The sequence below is a fragment of the Massilia scottii genome, from assembly GCF_030846495.1.
In the GTDB taxonomy this organism is placed as follows: Bacteria; Pseudomonadota; Gammaproteobacteria; order Burkholderiales; family Burkholderiaceae_D; genus Telluria_A; species Telluria_A violaceinigra.
Genome location: NZ_JAVCWM010000009.1, coordinates 52,230 through 68,556, shown reverse-complemented (window position 1 = coordinate 68,556; position 16,327 = coordinate 52,230). Strand labels below are relative to the sequence as shown.

Genomic DNA, 16,327 nt, shown 5'->3' with positions numbered 1-16,327 from the left:
GGCGATGGCGTGCCGGCTGGTGTCGGGCCTGATCAGCCGGGTGTACATCAGGGGACAGAATGAGACGGTGAACAATACGATCGACCTGGTGACGCCGGAAGGCGTGGTCCGGGGCGAGGCGATTTACGTGAATAGGCGCGCCGATCTCACGCTGTTCCAGGTCGGCCATCGCGCCGATATCCTGCATGCGCTCGACGAGATGAAGCACCAGCCGGCGCCGACGGCGGTGTCAATTATTCCAGGGCCGCGCTGGAAGTGGCAGTCTCGCTCAATCCGGCATGACGCTGAAACATTTGAAGATGCGACGCATGTTGAAATCGTTCGCCGCGCGCGCCTGAGCCAGCGCAAAGGCAGGGCAGGGGCGCTCGCTACAATGCGCCATGCCCGCCTCTCACGCCCCTCACGACCTCGGATACCGTTCGCTGTTCGCCCACCCGGAACTGGTGCGCGAACTGATCACGGAGTTTACTTCCTTCACGTTGCTCGATGACGTTGCGCTGTCGGCCTTCGAGCGCGTCAATCCGGCGTATGTAAGCGAGCGCTTGTCGGCCCGCCAGGACGATATTGTCTGGCGCGTGCGGCTGGGCGACGAGTTTCTTTACGTGTACATCCTCCTGGAATGCCAGTCCGGCGTGGACCGCTGGATGGCGCTGCGCATGCAGACCTACATCGGCTTGCTGTACCAGGACCTGGTCAAGGGCCACGAATTGTCGCCGGGCTTGCTGTTGCCGCCGGTACTGCCGCTGGTGTTCTACAACGGCTTGCCGCACTGGAGCGCCAGCATGGAGCTGGCCGGGCTCCTCATGCAAGCGCCCGCCGAGCTGGCGGCGTTCCAGCCATCCCAGCGCTATGTGCTGATCGACCAGCAGCGCCTGGACAAGGCGGCGCTGGAAGCGAATGCCAGCTTGCTGGCGCTGCTGTTCCGGTTTGAACTTTCAGTCGGCCCCGATGTCTCAAATAACGTCTTGCCTGCGCTAGTGACATGGTTCAAGGAAGCTCCCCAGGCCAACCTCCGGCGCTCGGTCCAGGTGTGGGTACATGGTCTGCTGGCACGCCGAACCGGCAAACCGGAATTATTCATGGTTGACAGTGTGGAGGAGGGTGCTGACATGAAAGGTAAACTTGACACCTGGGCCGAGGAGTTCGAGGAACTCGGCTTTCAAAAGGGGTGTGCGCAAGGAAAGGCGGAAGGTAAGGCCGAAGGTAAAGTGGAAGGGCAGGTCATCGCACTACGCGCGGTGCTGGACAGCCTGTTACGCAACAGGTTCGGCGATTTGCCGGTTTCGGCAACGCAGCGCATCGGCCAGGCAACCCAGGCTGAGCTTGAACAGTGGTTCCAGCGCAGCCTAAACGCCGCCAGCTTGCAGGCGGTGTTTGACGACGGTGCGGCGTCCATCTAGACACCTCACTCATCTTTTCCGCCGGCGTGACATCCGGCTTCGTATCGCTTGCTCCCCGTCTCCGGGCGCGGGATGCGTTCCGGCGTGACCGTGACCGGTGAACAGGCGCGAGCAATCCGCTGTCGTGCATGTGAACGCCGCCGTTCACCAACAACCTGCCTTTCACCGGCCTGTCAACTGAAAAATGCGCATGAGCCTGCCCCGCCACAGTCATGGCATCGTCACATTTCATCGTTACATTTTTACATTTCTTCCTTCGCAAATCATCCACGCGGTCGTCGCACCCGTGGAGTCAACCTGGAGTAACGATGAAACCCGGACTGCTCGCCACCAGCCTCGCGCTGGCCCTGTTTGCCAGCACACCTGCCAAAGCATGGCAACAAGAAACGCACCGCCGCATCGTCCTTGATGCGATCACCTTCATGAAGAACAACCCGTCCACCACCAACTACGCCAAACTGGCCGCCGGCGTCGCCAGGGCCGGCTACACGATGGATCAGTTCGCCCAGGCGGTGGGCCAGGGCGCCTACGACGTCGACGACTTCGCCGACACCTACCTGTGCGGCGCCACCACCGGCAGCTGCCAGATGGCGCCGGTGTGGGGCCTGGGTTCCTCGCTGGCCAACTACACCTCGTACTGGCACTTCCAGAACCACAGCGGCGGACGCGATGTGCACGGCAACGCCTTCGGCGGCTACAACTACGCCAAGCTGAGCAATCGCGGCGATATCGACAAGCTGGCCGCCGGCTGGCTGGTAGGCGACTATCTCGACGATGGCGCCGGCGGCCTCAAAGGCTGGTTCGGCGACAGCAGCAAGTACAACAGCTTCGGCGTGACCGAGGCCAACTACCGCTTCGGCGGCACCTCCACCAGCAAGCAGTACGCCGATTTTGAAACCATGCCATTCCAGCCGATCGACAACCTCGGCCAGTACTGGTGGCAGCAATTCCTGGCGCGTCCGACCGCGCAGTCGCTCGGCTTCGTGCTGCACACGACCGACGTGGTCCAGCCGCACCACACCTGGGGCACCTCGGGCAATGGCCACTCGGGCTGGGAGCAGTGGGTCGGCGATTACTACGAGCGCGAGCAGTTGAACGATGCCGCGCTGGTGCGCAGCGCCGTGGCCAGCTTTACGCCGCTGGCGCCCGGCGCCACCGATATCCGCGCGCTGCTGACCCAGGGCGGCAGCTATTCGTATGCCAACGGCGGCATCGTGCTGTCCTCGACCGACCATGCCGACCGCCGCGCGGTGGCGCGCGCCATGGTGCCGCATGCGATCGCGATGGTCGTGCACGTGCTCAACCGCGCCGCCGAGCGCCTGGCGATTTGAACCCGGCACGCACCCTGCGCGCGCTGGCCGGCGCCGTCTGGCTGGCCTGCGCCTGGCCTGCCGCAGCGGCGAACGGCCTGGGTGGGCAGGGCACGGCCGCCGCGCGCATCGACGGCGCGCCGCTGCTCGCGTTCAGCGTCGAGACCAGCTGGCGCATCGCGCGCGCCGCCGACCCAACCGCCAGGCGCAGCGCCACGCTCGACGCGCTGATCGCCAACCGCCTGCTGGCCGACGCGGCGCGCAAGCGCTTCGGCGAGGCGGTCCTGTCGAGCGGGCAGCGGGTCGGCTTCGCGCGCGATGTCGGTATCGACGACCAGCTGGTGAGCACCCTGCGCGCTCAGTACGGCGCGGAGATGGAGCAGGACCTGCGCCGGCTGCCCGGCGCTGGCCTGGACAGCCTGCTGCACCCGCAAGCGGTGAGCGAGGCCGCGCTCGATGGCGTATTCGGCAAGCCCGGCGTGCTGCAGCTCGATCTCAATCTCGATATCGCGCAACTGGCGCAGGCGGACAAGCTGGTGCTGCTGCGTTTCGCGCTGCCGCACGGCGGCGATGGCAGCATCACCCTGGGTGACGTGTACCGGCGCCAGAACGTGCAGGGCCGGGTGGCGCTGTTCGCGCGCGAACGCGACTTCATGCAGCAGCAAGCCAGGGTGCAGGTGGCGGCGAGGTACGTGCTGGACTGGAGCCGGCGCCGCTTCGGCGCCGACGCCGTGGCCGACCTGCGCCGGGTGCTGGCCGACCAGGGCGATGTGCAAGCCATGCTGCGCCTGCATGGCATGGGCGACGACCAGCATGCCGGCAGCCGCTTGCTCGACCAGCTTGCCAGCCAGGTCAGCCCGGCCCAGGTGCGCGACTGGTACCAGCGCCACCGCGATGACTTCGTGCGCATCGAACGGGTGCGGGCGCGCCATATCCGCCTGCCTGACGAAGCGACGGCGCGGACAGTGTCGGCCGCGCTGGCCGCGGGCGCCGATTTCGCCACCCTGGCACGGCGCCATTCGGTCGCACCGAGCGCGGCGGCCGGCGGCGCGCTCGGCTGGGTGCGCCACGAAGGCCGCCCGGGCTGGCTGGCGCAACTGGTATTCGCCCAGGCCGAAGGCAAGGCTTCGGCGCCGGTGCGCACCCCGGCCCCACCGGACGCACAGGCCCCGTGGGAAATCGTGCTGGTCGAGCAGCGCGTGCTGGGCTACCAGGAGGCCGATTCCGAATCGGTGCGCTACGTGGCCAGCCGGGCGCTGGCGCGCGAGATGGCGGCGGCGCAACTGGCGGCGCTGCGCGCGCAATTGCTGCGCAAGGCGCGCATCGACATCATTGCGGCCGGCACGGCGTCAGCGGGGCCGGCATGAAGGCCGGCGCCCTGGTCGCCGCGCTGGTGGTGGCCGCCGGCGCATCCTGGCTGGCGCGCCCGCACGCCGCAGCGCCGGCCGCGCCGCTGGCCGATAGCGCGGGCGTGCCGTCCGTCGCGGCCCCGCCGCAGGCAGCGCGGGACGCCCAGTCGGCGGGAGCCGGGTGGTTCGGCGAGGTGCCGCGCGCCGCGCCCGTGCCCGCAGCGGAAAGCATGGCCGATGCGCGCCGACATGGCGACGCGCGCACGCCGCCACTGGCCCCGTCGACGGCGGCCGGCACCGGCCCGAGCGCCGCCCAGCTGGCCGATCCGCGCGCATACCAGGCCTACCAGGCGGGCCAGGATGCGCGCGTCCTGGCCGCCTTCGCCAACGCCGCCCAGCTTGAAGTGCCGCGCTTGCAGGCCGATGTCGAGCGCGCCCGCGCGGCCGGCATTCCGGCGGCGCAGATCGCCAGGGTGGAAGAGAAGATCCGCCGCCTGGAACAGCTGCGCCACGAGATCGTCAACCCCGCGCAACTGCCGCGCAACTGAGCTTTACGGCCGGCTGGGCACGGGCGCCGCTGCCTGGCCGCCGACCGCGCGCTTGTGGGCATCGCTGATGGTCCAGACGTAGATGGTGCTGCCGTCGACGCGCTCGGTTTTCTCGGGCGGCCATTCGCTTCCCATGTCGACAGCACGACGATGGCCGCCGCCGCGTAGCAGGCCGGCCCGGCGCGCCCCAGCGGCAGCAGCTGGTTCAGGTAGTCGCCGAACACGAAGCCGAGCAGGGCGATCGATCCGGTGGCGATCACGGAAAAGCGGGCCCAGGCAAACAGGAAGGAGAGCGGCTTGCCGTAGGCGCGCTGCAGGAAGTGATAGTCGCCGCCGGCGCCGCCGCGCCCGCGGGTTGTGCAGGCTCGGCGAGGGGTAGGGCGTGGTTCTCGGCATGCTGGCGGTCCGGTTGGCGCTGGCGGTCCATGTAAGAGGGTGGCGCCGGCGCTTCGTTGGGACCTTCGGTGTTGGGCTTGAGCCAGCTCAATGTTTGTGTTGACCGCGCTCGCGCGCTCTTGACGTACACGCTTGCGCCAGTGCCGGACATGCTAATCTGGCAGGCTCGGGCGCGAGAGGAAAGCCTCGCCTTGCCGCTAGTGCCTGCCGTACCCTGGACTGTTCAAGCCATCTCACCAAGCGGGCCGCTCGCGGCCGCAGGAAGGAAACGCACCATGAGCAATACGTTCTTGAAGGGAATCGACGTCTCGCATTTCCAGGGCACGATCGACTGGGCCAAAGTCGCGCAGCAGGAGGTCGTGTTTGCCTACGCCAAGGCCAGCGAAGGCAACAGCGTCAGCGATCCCTGTTTCAGTGCCAATTATGCAGCCATGCGCGCGGCCGGCATCGCGCGCGGCGCCTATCACTTCCTGCATGCGGACGTGGATGGAACGGCGCAGGCGCGCCATTTCCTGAGCCTGCTGGGCAGCCCGCAGGCGGGCGACCTGCCGCCCATGCTCGACGTGGAGACGGCCTGCGGCATGCAGGCGGCGGCCATCGACAGCTGTGCGCTGGCCTGGCTGGTGCAGGTGCGCGAGAGCTTGTCGTGCACCCCGCTGATTTATTCCTCGCGCGGTTTCTGGAACAGCAACCTGGCCGGCTGCGCGGCGCTGGCCGCGTATCCGCTCTGGATCGCCGAGTACACCAGCGCCGCCGCGCCGGTCCTGCCGCAGGGCGTGACCAGCTACGCGATCTGGCAGCACTCGCAAACCGGCAAGCTCGACGGCATTGCCGGCGCGGTCGACCTCGATCTCTTCAACGGCGACGCGCAGGCGCTGGCGCAACTGGCCAGGCCCGCGTCCTGAGCGGCCGAGCGCTTACAGCGGGGCGCGTACCACCGCGCCTTTTTTCCAGATCGCCATCAGGGCGCTGCTCAGGTTGATGCCTTCGTGGTCGTCTTCCGAGAACGGCTTGTTATAGGTCGCGATCGCGCCCGGCACCGGGAGGCTCAGCCTTTCCAGCGCAGCCTTGATCTTGGTGCCGTCGGTGCTGTTGGCCTGGCGGATGGCGGCGGCCAGCAGCAGGATCGAGTCGTGCCCGCCGGCCACGGCGGTCGGATTGTTCATGCGCGGGCGCTTGTATGCGGCGCGGTAGGCTGCCTCGAATTCGCGTCCCGCCGCCGAGTGGGCGCCTTCGACGAAGGTTTGCGGCGAGATCGCCCCTTCGGCGTGGGCGCCGGCCACGTTGAGGAACGATTCGGTGGCGTTGGTCCACGATCCGATGATCGGCAGGGGCATGCCCAGCTTGGCGCCGGTGGCGGCAACATGGCCCTGCTCGGTGCCGATGCCGTACAGCAGCAGCACTTGGGCGCCGGCTTCCCTGGCCTTGGCCAGCTGGGCCGACATATCGGTGTCGCCGAGCTTGAAGCTGCCCACCGCGACCGCCTTGACGTCGTGCGTGAGCAGCTGCTTGACCATGTCGTCGTGCCCGCCCGTGCCGTACGGCGTGGTGTCGTGCAGCAGCGCGATTTTCTTGTAGCCCTTCTTGATCGCATAGTCGACCATCATCTGCGCCTGCAGCGTATCGGAGGCCTGCACGCGGAAGGTGAAGTTGCCTTCGGGCGCGTTGGCGAACGCCTTGGTCAGCTTGGTGCCGGCCGATGCCGGGACCACGTTGGGCAGCTTGGCCGCCTGCATCACCGGCTGGTAGGCCAGCACCACGCCCGTGTTCACGCCGCAGGAGCAGGCCACCACGCCCTTCGACAGCAGGGCTTTCATGTTTGCCGCCGCGTTTTCCGGCTTGCTTTCGTCGTTGACCTCGACCAGTTCCAGATTGCGTCCCATCACGCCGCCACGGGCATTGATCTGCGCGACCGCCAGACGCTGGCCGTCGCGCACTGCCAGACCGAGCGGCGCGGAACCGCCCGTCAGCGGCAGCATGGCGCCGATCTTGATGGTCTCGGCCGCAAACGTGGCGCTGCCGAGGCACAGCGTGACCGCTGCGAATGCAATATGGCTTAGTTTCATGCGTAGTCCTTTTCCTTCTGGTCTGTGAGAGGCAAACTGCTGATGTTAAGCAAACTGATAGGGTTTCTGGCAAGGGCGCTTTAGTTTAAGGTAAATTTGCGGTACTGCAACAGTTAACTGTTGTATTTGCGCCAGCCATATGCCGGAATAGATAGCGCTTATGCACAACTCATGCGGTTCAGCGGCGAGCAGGTAGGATACGGTCGCAGACGGCACCCCGGCTGTTTCCATTCCCCATGCATATTCACCAGGAGAGACCATCTTGTCGTTACTTGAAAACCATTTCAAACTCAAGGAAAACGGAACCGATGTCCGCACCGAGCTGCTGGCCGGGCTGACCACCTTCCTGACGATGGCCTACATCATTTTCGTCAACCCCTCGATCCTCGGCGACGCCGGCATGCCCAAGGACGCCGTGTTCGTCGCCACCTGCCTGGCCGCCGCCCTCGGCAGCCTGATCATGGGCTTGTACGCCAATTATCCGATCGCGCTCGCGCCCGGGATGGGCTTGAATGCCTACTTCGCCTACGTCGTGGTCAAGCAGATGGGCTTGTCGTGGGAGGTGGCGCTGGGCGCGGTCTTCCTTTCCGGCTGCCTGTTTTTGCTGGTGAGCCTGTTTCGCCTGCGCGAAATCATCGTCAACGGCATTCCGCACTCGATCCGGGTCGCCATCACGGTGGGGATCGGCCTGTTCCTCGGCCTGATCGCGCTGCGCAATGCCGGCATCGTGGTGGGCAATGAGGCCACCCTGCTCGGCGTGGGCGACCTGCACGCCGCACCGGCCCTGCTGGGGATCACCGGCTTTTTCGTTATCGTCGCGCTCGACAAGCTCAAGGTCAAAGGGGCGATCCTGATCGGCATCCTGCTGGTCACCGTGCTCAGCTTTTTCTTCGCGGGTAACAAATTCATGGGCCTGGTGTCGGCCCCGCCATCGCTGGCGCCGACCCTGTTCAAGCTCGACATCATGGGCGCGCTGTCGGTCGGCATCCTGAACGTGGTGCTGGTGTTCTTCCTGGTGGAACTGTTCGACGCCACCGGCACCCTGATGGGCGTGGCCAGCCGCGCCGGCCTCCTGGTCAACGGCAAGATGGCGCGCCTGAACAAGGCCCTGATGGCCGACAGCTGCGCCATCGTGGCCGGCGCCACCCTGGGCACGTCGAGCACCACGGCCTACATCGAAAGCGCGGCCGGGGTCCAGGCCGGCGGGCGCACCGGCCTGACCGCGGTGGCGGTGGCGATCCTGTTCCTCGGCTGCCTGTTCCTCTCGCCGCTGGCGTCGGTGGTGCCGGCCTACGCCACCGCTCCGGCGCTGCTGTACGTGGCTTGCCTGATGCTGCGCGAACTGGGCGAGATCGACTGGAACGACACCACCGAGAGCGTGCCGGCCGCGATCGCCGCGCTGACGATGCCGTTTACCTATTCGATTGCGATGGGGGTGGCTTTCGGTTTCATCTCCTATGCCGTGCTCAAGCTGATGACCGGGCGCGCGCGCGAGGTCAAGGCGGCGGTGTGGGTGATCGCGGGGGCGTTCCTGTTCAAATTTATCTACCTCGGCGCCGGCTGAAACCTTGCGTGTTTGTCCAGCTTGCGACAGGCACGCAACACTTCGGGAGGGCGTTAGCACGCTCCAATACGTTTGGTCTTGACCTGACGCAAGCTAGAAAGGAATATGGTCTTACTTTGTGACTCCCTGTCACCGGAAAGGACACCGCCTTGACGCTGTTACGCCACCTCTCGATCCAAAAGAAATTGATGTTGAGCATGGCAGCCTGTTTGCTGCTGTTTGTGGCGATCTCTTCCACCCTGAGCATCATCATGACCGGGCGCGGCATCCGCGAACGGGTGGTCGAGCAGGAACTGCCATCGGTGATCGGCGAGATCCGCAACGACGTGCTGCGCCAGATCGCCGTGCCGCTGGCGACCTCGCTGGCGCTGGCCAACAATAGCTACGTGCAGGCGTGGGAGGCGGAGGGCTTGCCGGACACCGGCATGGAAGCCTGGAAAGCCTACGCCGGCCAGATCAAGGCCAGGAACAAGGCCGCCACCGTGTTCTGGATTTCCGAGTCGACCGGCAAGTACATGACCGACCAGGGCTTGAGCCGCACCCTGGCCAAGGCCGCCGGCACCGATCAGTGGTTTTACGGTTTCCTGGCCAGCGGCAAACCCTATACCCTGGACCTGGACAAGGAAGTCGGGTCCAACGAATTCATGCTGTTCATCAATACCCGTGCCGAGGCCGCCGGCGGCAAGCTCGGCGTGGCCGGCCTGGGCCTGTCGGTGACGTCGCTGGCCGATACCATCCGCGCCTACCGCATCGGCCAGTCCGGCTTCGTGTCGCTGGTGCGCGCCAATGGCCTGGTGCTGGTGCACCGCGACCCGGCGCTGGCCGACGGCAAGCATTACCTCAAGGATTTGCCGGGCTACGATGAAGCGCTGAGCAAGACGCTGCTCAGCGGCGCCAGATTCACCCACGCCGAAACCGACCTCGGGGCAGCGCGGCGGATGGTGGTGTCGTCCTTTGTGGCAGACCTGAACATGTATGTGGTGGCCGAAGTGCCGGAAGCCGAAGTGCTGGGCAATGTGGCGCGCGACGCCACCGTCTCGGCCCTGGTGGCGGCACTGATCGGCGGCGGCATCGGCCTGTTCGGGATTTTCCTGATCAGCCGGGCGATCGCCGGCCCGGTGGCGCGCGCCGCCCACATGCTGAGCGATATCGCCGGCGGCAATGGCGACCTGACCCGCCGCATGCCGGTCGAAAGCAGCGACGAGGTGGGCGAACTGGCCGAAGCCTTCAACCGCTTCGTGTCCTCGCTCAACCTGACCATCAGCCAGGTGCGCGGCAGCACCGAAACCATCGCCGCCGCATCGAGCGAAATTGCGGCCGGCAATATGGACCTGTCGGGACGCACCGAAGCGCAGGCATCGAGCCTGGAAGAAACCGCCGCCGCCATGGAACAGATGACCTCGACCGTGAAGCAGAACGCCGAGAACGCCAGCCAGGCCAATCAGCTGGTCGTGTCCGCCTCGACCCATGCCGTCAAGGGAGGCGAAGTGGTGGGGCAGGTGGTCAGCACGATGGGATCGATTACCGACAGTTCGCGCAAGATCGTCGACATTATCGGCGTCATCGACGGCATCGCCTTCCAGACCAACATCCTGGCCCTGAACGCGGCCGTGGAAGCGGCCCGGGCCGGCGAGCAGGGCCGCGGCTTTGCCGTCGTCGCCAGCGAAGTGCGCAACCTGGCGCAGCGCTCGGCCAGTGCCGCGCGCGAAATCAAGACCCTGATCGACGACTCCGTGCAGAAGGTCGACGCCGGCAGCCGCCTGGTCGACGAAGCCGGCGTGACCATGCACCAGATCGTCACCTCGGTGCAGCAGGTGGCCGACCTGATGAGTGAAATCGCCGCCGCCAGTTTCGAGCAGAGCCAGGGCATCGGCCAGATCAACCATTCGATCAGCGCCATGGACGACGCCACCCAGCAGAACGCGGCGCTGGTGGAAGAAGCGGCCGCGGCGGCCAAGTCGCTGCAGGACCAGGCCGCCAACCTGGCCAGCGTGGTCAGCGTGTTCAAGCTCGACGAGAGCGCCACGCCGCCGGCCGCGCGTGCCGCGCCAATCCGGCCCGTGCCCGCCACCCGCAGCGTGGCGCGCGCGCCGGCGCCACGGCCGGCCGGCAAACCGGCCGGCAAGCCCGGCGGCAAGGCGGCGGGCAACAGCGTCGCCCCGGCCGCGGGCGACGATTGGGAAGAATTCTGAACGCCGCCCATTTGTCTTCGACTTTCAATCACGGGAGCATCATGAACGCAACCATCCTGCGCCGCCTGCCCGCGGCCTGCATCCTTGCCACGGCCAGCCTGGCCGGCGGCGCCGTCCAGGCGGCCGAATGGAGCGACACGGCGATCAGCTGGCGCACCGGCGAGCGCTATCGCGAACCGTTCAACCGCGAGTACGTCGGCAAGCACATTTTCGCGCTGACGCACGCCAGCGGCTACCAGTACGGCAGCAATTTCTTCAATGTCGACATGCTCGTTTCCGACAGCAAGGACCCGGCATCGCTGAACCAGACCGACGGCGCCCAGGAAGCCTACGTGGTGTACCGCCACACGCTCGACATCGGCAAGCTGCGCGGCGCCCCCATCAAATTCGGCCCGGTCAGCGCGGCCGGCGTGACGCTCGGCTTCGACTGGAACACCAAGAACGATGTCGGCTACAACTCGCGCAAGCGGATGCTGGTGGCCGGCCCGACCCTGATGTGGGATGTGCCGGGCTTTCTGTCGACCAGCATCTTGCTGCTACACGAGAGCAATGCGCCGAGCGGCGCCTTTCCGCCCATCTCCAACGTGCGCGGACGCTACACCTACGACCTGCATCCGATGCTCACGGCCAGCTGGGGCATCCCGCTCGGCACGCTGTGGGCCTTCGAGGGCTTCGCCAACTTCATCGCTTCCAAGGGCAAGAACGAAACCGGGGCCGATACCGGCGCCGAAACCAACATCGACATGCAGCTCATGTTCGACGCCGGCGCGGCCATGGGCTACAAGAAGCGCACCTTCCGCGTGGGCCTCGAATACCAGTATTGGAACAATAAATTCGGCAACACGTCGGCGATCACGGGCGGGCAGGGCTACCGCGCCAAAACGCCGATGGTGCGCGTGGCCTACCACTTCTGAGGGGGCGGCAGCAATCTTGCATTTTTTGCTATAACATGGTTGGCTCGTTGTCTTACTTTTTGCCCACCGGAGCCCACCATGCAAGAGTTGATCCTGTACGTCGATAGCCGTTTCACCAGTCCGTGGGCGCTGTCGGTGTTCCAGACCCTGACCGAGAAGCAATTGCCGTTCACCTTGCACACGGTCGACCTGGAGAAGGGCGAGCAGCATCAGGCGCGCTTTCGCGACCTGGGCCTGACCGGACGCGTTCCTCTGCTGGTGCATGGCGAGCTGGTGCTGGCCGAGTCGAGCGCCATCGTCGAGTATCTGGAAGAAGCCTTTCCGCCACCGGCCTGGCGCGCGGTGCTGCCGGCCGGGCTGGCGCAGCGCGCGCGCGCGCGCCAGGTCCTGGCCTGGCTGCGCAGCGACCTGATGGCCCTGCGCGCCGAGCGCACCACCGACGTGGTGTTTTGCGCGCCGACGGCCACGCCGCTGACGGCGGCCGGGCAAGCCGCGGCCGAGCGCCTGATCGGCATCGCCGAGCGTCTGGTGACGGGCGAGCACCTGTTCGGCGAGTGGTGCATCGCCGACAGCGAACTGGCGCTGGTGCTCAACCGGCTGATATTGAACGGCGATCCGGTGCCGGAACGCCTCAAGGCCTATGCCGCGGCGCAGTGGCAGCGCGACAGCGTGCGCCAGTGGGTGGCCAAGCCGCGCGGCCAGGCAGGGGGCTGACCCGGGGAACTCGGAGGCAAGGATTGCGCTGAATTCCATCGGGCTGTATATTGTTGCCGAAAGGGAGCAGCAATGGAAGAGCGACGCAAGAATCATGCAATGGCCGCGACGGTGGAGAAGGCAATCCTTCTCAAGGACACCGTATCGGTTCACCAAGCCGCAATTTACCTGGCCTCGGGCGGCGTGCCGCTCGACGTGACGGGACGCGTCCTCACGACCCCGTACCGGCGCGGCATGGTGCGCTCCGGGGTCAGCGACGAGGCGTACACCACGCTGCCGGCAACGCCTGTAGCGCCGGCCGTACGCGCGCCTGCCGCCGCTCCCGCACCCGTGGCCGCGCCTGCAGCTGCTCCCGCACCCGCACCCGCACCCGCACCCGCACCCGCACCCGCACCCGCACCCGCACCCGCACCCGCCGCTGCGCCAGCACCTGTACCGCCAGCGCAGTCGGCCGCTCCCGCGCTGCCGCTGCCCTTGCGCGATGCCGAGGCTGTGCAGGATACGGTCACGGTGCCGCAGATGGTGCCGGGCACGCCGCCGGCTGCGCGTTCGTCCTGGCGCGACATCATCCATTCCGCCGGACCCACATTCCGCTAGCGGCGCGGCCGGTTTTCCCGGCCGGCTGTTGTGAAACGTTAACAAAATAGCGGTGATTTTCACCGTCCGTATCTGATCCTGCCGCTCATCGAGCGCCGCTGCCGGCGGCTGCCGCGCCATCTTGTCACGATGGTTCATGCCGCATCCCGGGCCACGCCATGGCGCGCTGTTAACTCGTTGACACCTAAAATCGATGGGTGTTATATTCGTGTGCTTGCGATGGTAACGTTTCCAATCCGACGTTGCCCCGGCGAGCGGACACAGATCCGCACACAAGGAGACAGGATGCACAGAGCACACAAGCTGGCGCTGGCGGCAGCGCTGGCGCTTGGCTGCGCCACGGCGCAAGCGGTCGGACCTCAAGCCGAACGGCCAAAGGCGGAGGTGATTCACTGGTGGACCTCGGGCGGCGAATCGGCCGCCGTCAAGACCATCGCCGACGCCTACCGCGCCGCCGGCGGGGCCTGGATCGATACCGCCGTCGCCGGCAACGAGCAGGCACGCGCGGTGGCGGTCAACCGCATCGTCGGCGGCAATCCTCCCGCCGCCGCCCAGTTCAACGCCTCCATGCAGTTCCTCGACCTGGTCGAACAGGGCATGCTCAATCACGTCGACGACATTGCGGCCAAAGAGCGCTGGGACACGACCCTGCCGGCCCCGATCCGCGACGTCATCAAGGTCAAGGGCCATTACTACGCGGTGCCGCTGAACGTGCACATGCCGACCTGGATCTGGTATTCCAGGGCCGCCTTCAAGAAAGCCGGCATCGCCAAAGAGCCGGCCACGATGGACGAACTGTTCGCCGCGCTCGACAAGCTCAAAGCCGCCGGCTTGATCGGGCTGGCGCACGGCGGCCAGTCGTGGCAGGAGAATATCGTTTTCATGGCGGTGCTGGCCAATGTGGGCGGCAAGGACCTGTACCTGAGCGTATTTCGCGAGCGCGACCCGCGCGCGATCGCGTCCGAGCCGTTCAGGCAGGTGCTGCTGGCGTTCAAGCGCCTCAAATCCTACGTCGATCCCGGCTCGCCCGGGCGCAACTGGAACGACGCCACCGCGCTGCTGGTGAACGGCAAGGCCGGCGTGCAGATCATGGGCGACTGGGTCAAGGGCGAATTGAATGCCGCCAGACTCACCGCCGGCAATCAATACGGCTGCATCACCGGCTTCGGCGCGCGGGCACCGTTCCTGATCCAGGGCGACGCCTTCATCTTCCCCAAGAGCGCCAGCGCCGACACCATCAAGGCCCAGAAGCTGCTGGCCGGCGTGATGGTGGCGCCGGCAACGGTGGCCGCCTTCAACCGGATCAAAGGCTCGCTGCCGGTGCGCGCCGACCTCGATGCCTCCGCGCTCGACGCCTGCGCCCAGGCCGCGCTGGCGGTGATGAAAGACCGCACGCGCCACGTCGGCAACGGCGAGGTGTACCTCACGCCCGACCAGAACGGCGCGCTGGTCGATGTGCTGACCGCGTACTGGAACACCGCCATGCCGGTCGAAAAGGCGCAGAAGAATATCGCCGCCGCCCTGAAAGGCTGACCGATGCGCATCCGCCACCCGCTGCGCCAGGTCATTCCCTTTGCCGCGCTGCTGCCGATGGCGCTGACGGTGATCGTCGGCTATCTCGGCACGGTCCTCTGGTCGCTCAGGATTTCGCTGACCAATTCGCGCAGCTTCCCGTCCGATACCTTTGTCGGCATGGCGCAGTACACGCGCCTGTTCGAGAACGAACGCTGGCTGCTGTCGCTGCATAACCTGGCGCTGTACGGCGTGCTGTTCATCGGCGCCTGCCTGGTGATCGGCTTTCTGCTGGCTGTGTTCATCGACCAGAATGTGACCGGTGAAGGGGTGCTGCGCACGATCTTTTTATATCCGTATGCGATGTCGTTCGTGGCCACGGGCCTGGTGTGGCAATGGATGCTCACGCCCGGCAACGGCATCGAGCAGGCGGCGCACCAGTTCGGGTTCGCCGGCTTTTCGTTCGACTGGATCGTCGACCAGGACATGGTCATGTACACGGTCGTCATCGCCACCGTGTGGCAGGCGTCCGGCCTGGTGATGGCGATGATGCTGGCCGGCCTGCGCGGCATCGACGGCGAAATCTGGAAGGCCGCGCGGCTCGACGGCATTCCCACCTGGCGCGTGTACCTGTCGATCGTGCTGCCGATGATGTGGCCGACCATTGCCACCGTGCTGCTGCTGCTCTCGACCGCGGTGGTCAAGCTGTTCGACGCGGTCGTCGCCATGACCCAGGGCGGCCCCGGCACCGCCAGCGAAGTGCCGGCCAAGTTCATCATGGACCACCTGTTCGGCCGCGCCAACATCGCCCTGGCCTCGGCCGGCGCGGTGGTGCTGCTGGTGCCGGTGCTGGCCATGCTGGCGCCGTACGCCTATGCGCGCAGCCGCAAGGGCCGCGCATGAAGCGGCGCTCGTACTTCAATCCGGCGCGCATCGGCATCTACGCTTTCCTGATCAGCGCCGCGCTATTCTTTTTGCTGCCGCTGTACGTGATGCTGGTCACCTCGGTCAAGCCGATGGAGGAAATCCGGCTCGGGAACATCTTCGCGCTGCCGCTGCAGATCACGCTCGAACCCTGGCGCGACGCCTGGAGCGGCGCCTGCACCGGCGCCTCGTGCGAAGGCATCCGCGGCGGCTTCTGGAATTCGGTGGCGATCACCGTGCCGAGCACCATCCTGCCGATCCTGATCGGGGCCCTGAACGGCTACGCGCTGTCGTTCTGGAAGCCGCGCGGCGCGTCACTGCTGTTCGGGATCCTGATGGTGGGCGCCTTCATTCCGCTGCAGGTGATGATCTATCCGCTGGTGCGGGTGCTGGCCGCCTTCGGCCTGTTCGGGTCCCTGGCGGGCATCGTGCTGGTGCACATGATCTTCGCCATGCCGGTCATGACGCTGCTGTTCCGGAACTACTACGCGGCCATTCCGCACGAATTGTTCCAGGCCGCGCGCATCGACGGCGGCGGCTTCTTTCGCATCTTTATCCACGTGATGCTGCCGATGTCGCTGCCGATCATCGTGGTGGCCGCGATCATGCAGGTGACCGGCGTGTGGAACGACTACATCCTGGGACTGGTGTTCGCAGGGCGCGACAACGCGCCGATGACGGTGCAGCTCAATAACGTGATCAACACCACCACCGGCACGCGCCTGTACAACGTCAACATGGCCGCCACCATCCTCACATCGCTGGTGCCGCTGGCGATCTATTTCATCTCAGGGCGCTGGTTCGTGCGCGGAATCGCCGCCGGCGCGGTAAAAGGGTAATC

Annotated in this window: 16 protein-coding genes; 14 read left to right on the top strand and 2 right to left on the bottom strand. The window is 66.3% G+C overall.

Features of this window, described 5'->3' with window-relative positions:
• The first annotated feature begins 4 nt into the window (after positions 1–4).
• The 5 genes from RBA41_RS33600 to RBA41_RS14475 all read left to right on the top strand — a co-directional run bounded on the left by RBA41_RS33600 (position 5) and on the right by RBA41_RS14475 (position 4,607).
• Positions 5–490, top strand: coding sequence for an immunity protein RhsI2 family protein (locus RBA41_RS33600; protein WP_510184551.1), 486 nt, complete (start codon positions 5–7; stop codon positions 488–490).
• Positions 381–1,400: an Rpn family recombination-promoting nuclease/putative transposase gene (locus tag RBA41_RS14490; protein WP_306624728.1), complete on the top strand. Its 1,020-nt coding sequence runs from the start codon at positions 381–383 to the stop codon at positions 1,398–1,400. Before RBA41_RS33600 ends, RBA41_RS14490 begins: the two co-directional genes overlap by 110 nt.
• 308 nt (positions 1,401–1,708) lie before the next feature.
• Positions 1,709–2,731, top strand: a complete 1,023-nt coding sequence (locus RBA41_RS14485; protein ID WP_306624727.1) for a phospholipase C/P1 nuclease family protein — start codon at positions 1,709–1,711, stop codon at positions 2,729–2,731.
• Positions 2,728–4,077: a peptidylprolyl isomerase gene (locus RBA41_RS14480; RefSeq protein WP_306624726.1), complete on the top strand. Its 1,350-nt coding sequence runs from the start codon at positions 2,728–2,730 to the stop codon at positions 4,075–4,077. The genes RBA41_RS14485 and RBA41_RS14480 overlap by 4 nt, the downstream gene beginning before the upstream one ends.
• The gene (locus tag RBA41_RS14475) at positions 4,074–4,607 is read left to right on the top strand and encodes a hypothetical protein (protein ID WP_306624725.1); all 534 of its coding nucleotides are present in this window, start codon (positions 4,074–4,076) and stop codon (positions 4,605–4,607) included. Before RBA41_RS14480 ends, RBA41_RS14475 begins: the two co-directional genes overlap by 4 nt.
• A gap of 3 nt (positions 4,608–4,610) precedes the next feature.
• On the opposite strand, the gene RBA41_RS14470 is transcribed toward RBA41_RS14475, so the two are convergent.
• Positions 4,611–4,742, bottom strand: a complete 132-nt coding sequence (locus RBA41_RS14470) for a hypothetical protein (RefSeq protein WP_306624723.1) — start codon at positions 4,740–4,742, stop codon at positions 4,611–4,613.
• A gap of 536 nt (positions 4,743–5,278) precedes the next feature.
• On the opposite strand from RBA41_RS14470, the gene RBA41_RS14460 reads away from it, so the two are divergent.
• Complete coding sequence (locus tag RBA41_RS14460; RefSeq protein ID WP_306624722.1) at positions 5,279–5,908, top strand: glycoside hydrolase family 25 protein; 630 nt, start codon at positions 5,279–5,281, stop codon at positions 5,906–5,908.
• Positions 5,909–5,920: 12 nt separating this feature from the next.
• Here the strand turns inward: RBA41_RS14460 and RBA41_RS14455 are convergent, their stop codons facing one another.
• Entirely contained in the window at positions 5,921–7,069 is a 1,149-nt protein-coding gene (locus RBA41_RS14455) for an ABC transporter substrate-binding protein (RefSeq protein WP_306624721.1), read from the bottom strand.
• A gap of 262 nt (positions 7,070–7,331) precedes the next feature.
• Here RBA41_RS14455 and RBA41_RS14450 point away from each other — a divergent pair, with 262 nt between their 5' ends.
• The 8 genes from RBA41_RS14450 (at position 7,332) to RBA41_RS14415 (ending at position 16,325) form a co-directional block, all read left to right on the top strand.
• Positions 7,332–8,633 carry an NCS2 family permease gene (locus RBA41_RS14450; RefSeq protein WP_306624720.1) on the top strand — a complete coding sequence of 434 codons (1,302 nt, stop codon included), beginning with the start codon at positions 7,332–7,334 and terminating at the stop codon, positions 8,631–8,633.
• A gap of 149 nt (positions 8,634–8,782) precedes the next feature.
• Positions 8,783–10,825 carry a methyl-accepting chemotaxis protein gene (locus RBA41_RS14445; protein ID WP_306624719.1) on the top strand — a complete coding sequence of 681 codons (2,043 nt, stop codon included), beginning with the start codon at positions 8,783–8,785 and terminating at the stop codon, positions 10,823–10,825.
• Positions 10,826–10,866: 41 nt separating this feature from the next.
• Positions 10,867–11,739, top strand: a complete 873-nt coding sequence (locus tag RBA41_RS14440) for an outer envelope protein (protein WP_306624718.1) — start codon at positions 10,867–10,869, stop codon at positions 11,737–11,739.
• A 78-nt stretch (positions 11,740–11,817) separates the two neighbouring features.
• Positions 11,818–12,453 carry a glutathione transferase gene (gene yfcF, locus RBA41_RS14435; RefSeq protein ID WP_306624717.1) on the top strand — a complete coding sequence of 212 codons (636 nt, stop codon included), beginning with the start codon at positions 11,818–11,820 and terminating at the stop codon, positions 12,451–12,453.
• Positions 12,454–12,525: 72 nt separating this feature from the next.
• A complete protein-coding gene (locus RBA41_RS14430) occupies positions 12,526–13,050 on the top strand; it encodes a hypothetical protein (RefSeq protein ID WP_306624716.1) in 525 nt (174 codons plus the stop codon).
• 285 nt (positions 13,051–13,335) lie between these two features.
• On the top strand, positions 13,336–14,583 hold the full coding sequence (locus tag RBA41_RS14425; protein WP_306624715.1) for an ABC transporter substrate-binding protein: 1,248 nt from the start codon (positions 13,336–13,338) through the stop codon (positions 14,581–14,583).
• Between the two features lie 3 nt (positions 14,584–14,586).
• On the top strand, positions 14,587–15,465 hold the full coding sequence (locus RBA41_RS14420; protein WP_306624714.1) for a carbohydrate ABC transporter permease: 879 nt from the start codon (positions 14,587–14,589) through the stop codon (positions 15,463–15,465).
• A complete protein-coding gene (locus RBA41_RS14415) occupies positions 15,462–16,325 on the top strand; it encodes a carbohydrate ABC transporter permease (RefSeq protein WP_306624713.1) in 864 nt (287 codons plus the stop codon). The genes RBA41_RS14420 and RBA41_RS14415 overlap by 4 nt, the downstream gene beginning before the upstream one ends.
• Positions 16,326–16,327 lie beyond the last annotated feature (2 nt).

What these genes read in the sequence shown, in the direction of transcription:
- RBA41_RS14470 (WP_306624723.1), bottom strand. Translation starts at nt 4,742, where the DNA reads ATGGGAAGCGAATGGCCGCCCGAGAAAACCGAGCGCGTCGACGGCAGC.
- RBA41_RS14490 (WP_306624728.1), top strand. Translation starts at nt 381, where the DNA reads ATGCCCGCCTCTCACGCCCCTCACGACCTCGGATACCGTTCGCTGTTC.
- RBA41_RS14425 (WP_306624715.1), top strand. Translation starts at nt 13,336, where the DNA reads ATGCACAGAGCACACAAGCTGGCGCTGGCGGCAGCGCTGGCGCTTGGC.
- RBA41_RS14420 (WP_306624714.1), top strand. Translation starts at nt 14,587, where the DNA reads ATGCGCATCCGCCACCCGCTGCGCCAGGTCATTCCCTTTGCCGCGCTG.
- RBA41_RS14430 (WP_306624716.1), top strand. Translation starts at nt 12,526, where the DNA reads ATGGAAGAGCGACGCAAGAATCATGCAATGGCCGCGACGGTGGAGAAG.
- RBA41_RS14415 (WP_306624713.1), top strand. Translation starts at nt 15,462, where the DNA reads ATGAAGCGGCGCTCGTACTTCAATCCGGCGCGCATCGGCATCTACGCT.
- RBA41_RS14440 (WP_306624718.1), top strand. Translation starts at nt 10,867, where the DNA reads ATGAACGCAACCATCCTGCGCCGCCTGCCCGCGGCCTGCATCCTTGCC.
- RBA41_RS14455 (WP_306624721.1), bottom strand. Translation starts at nt 7,069, where the DNA reads ATGAAACTAAGCCATATTGCATTCGCAGCGGTCACGCTGTGCCTCGGC.
- RBA41_RS14475 (WP_306624725.1), top strand. Translation starts at nt 4,074, where the DNA reads ATGAAGGCCGGCGCCCTGGTCGCCGCGCTGGTGGTGGCCGCCGGCGCA.
- yfcF (WP_306624717.1), top strand. Translation starts at nt 11,818, where the DNA reads ATGCAAGAGTTGATCCTGTACGTCGATAGCCGTTTCACCAGTCCGTGG.
- RBA41_RS33600 (WP_510184551.1), top strand. Translation starts at nt 5, where the DNA reads ATGGCGTGCCGGCTGGTGTCGGGCCTGATCAGCCGGGTGTACATCAGG.
- RBA41_RS14485 (WP_306624727.1), top strand. Translation starts at nt 1,709, where the DNA reads ATGAAACCCGGACTGCTCGCCACCAGCCTCGCGCTGGCCCTGTTTGCC.
- RBA41_RS14460 (WP_306624722.1), top strand. Translation starts at nt 5,279, where the DNA reads ATGAGCAATACGTTCTTGAAGGGAATCGACGTCTCGCATTTCCAGGGC.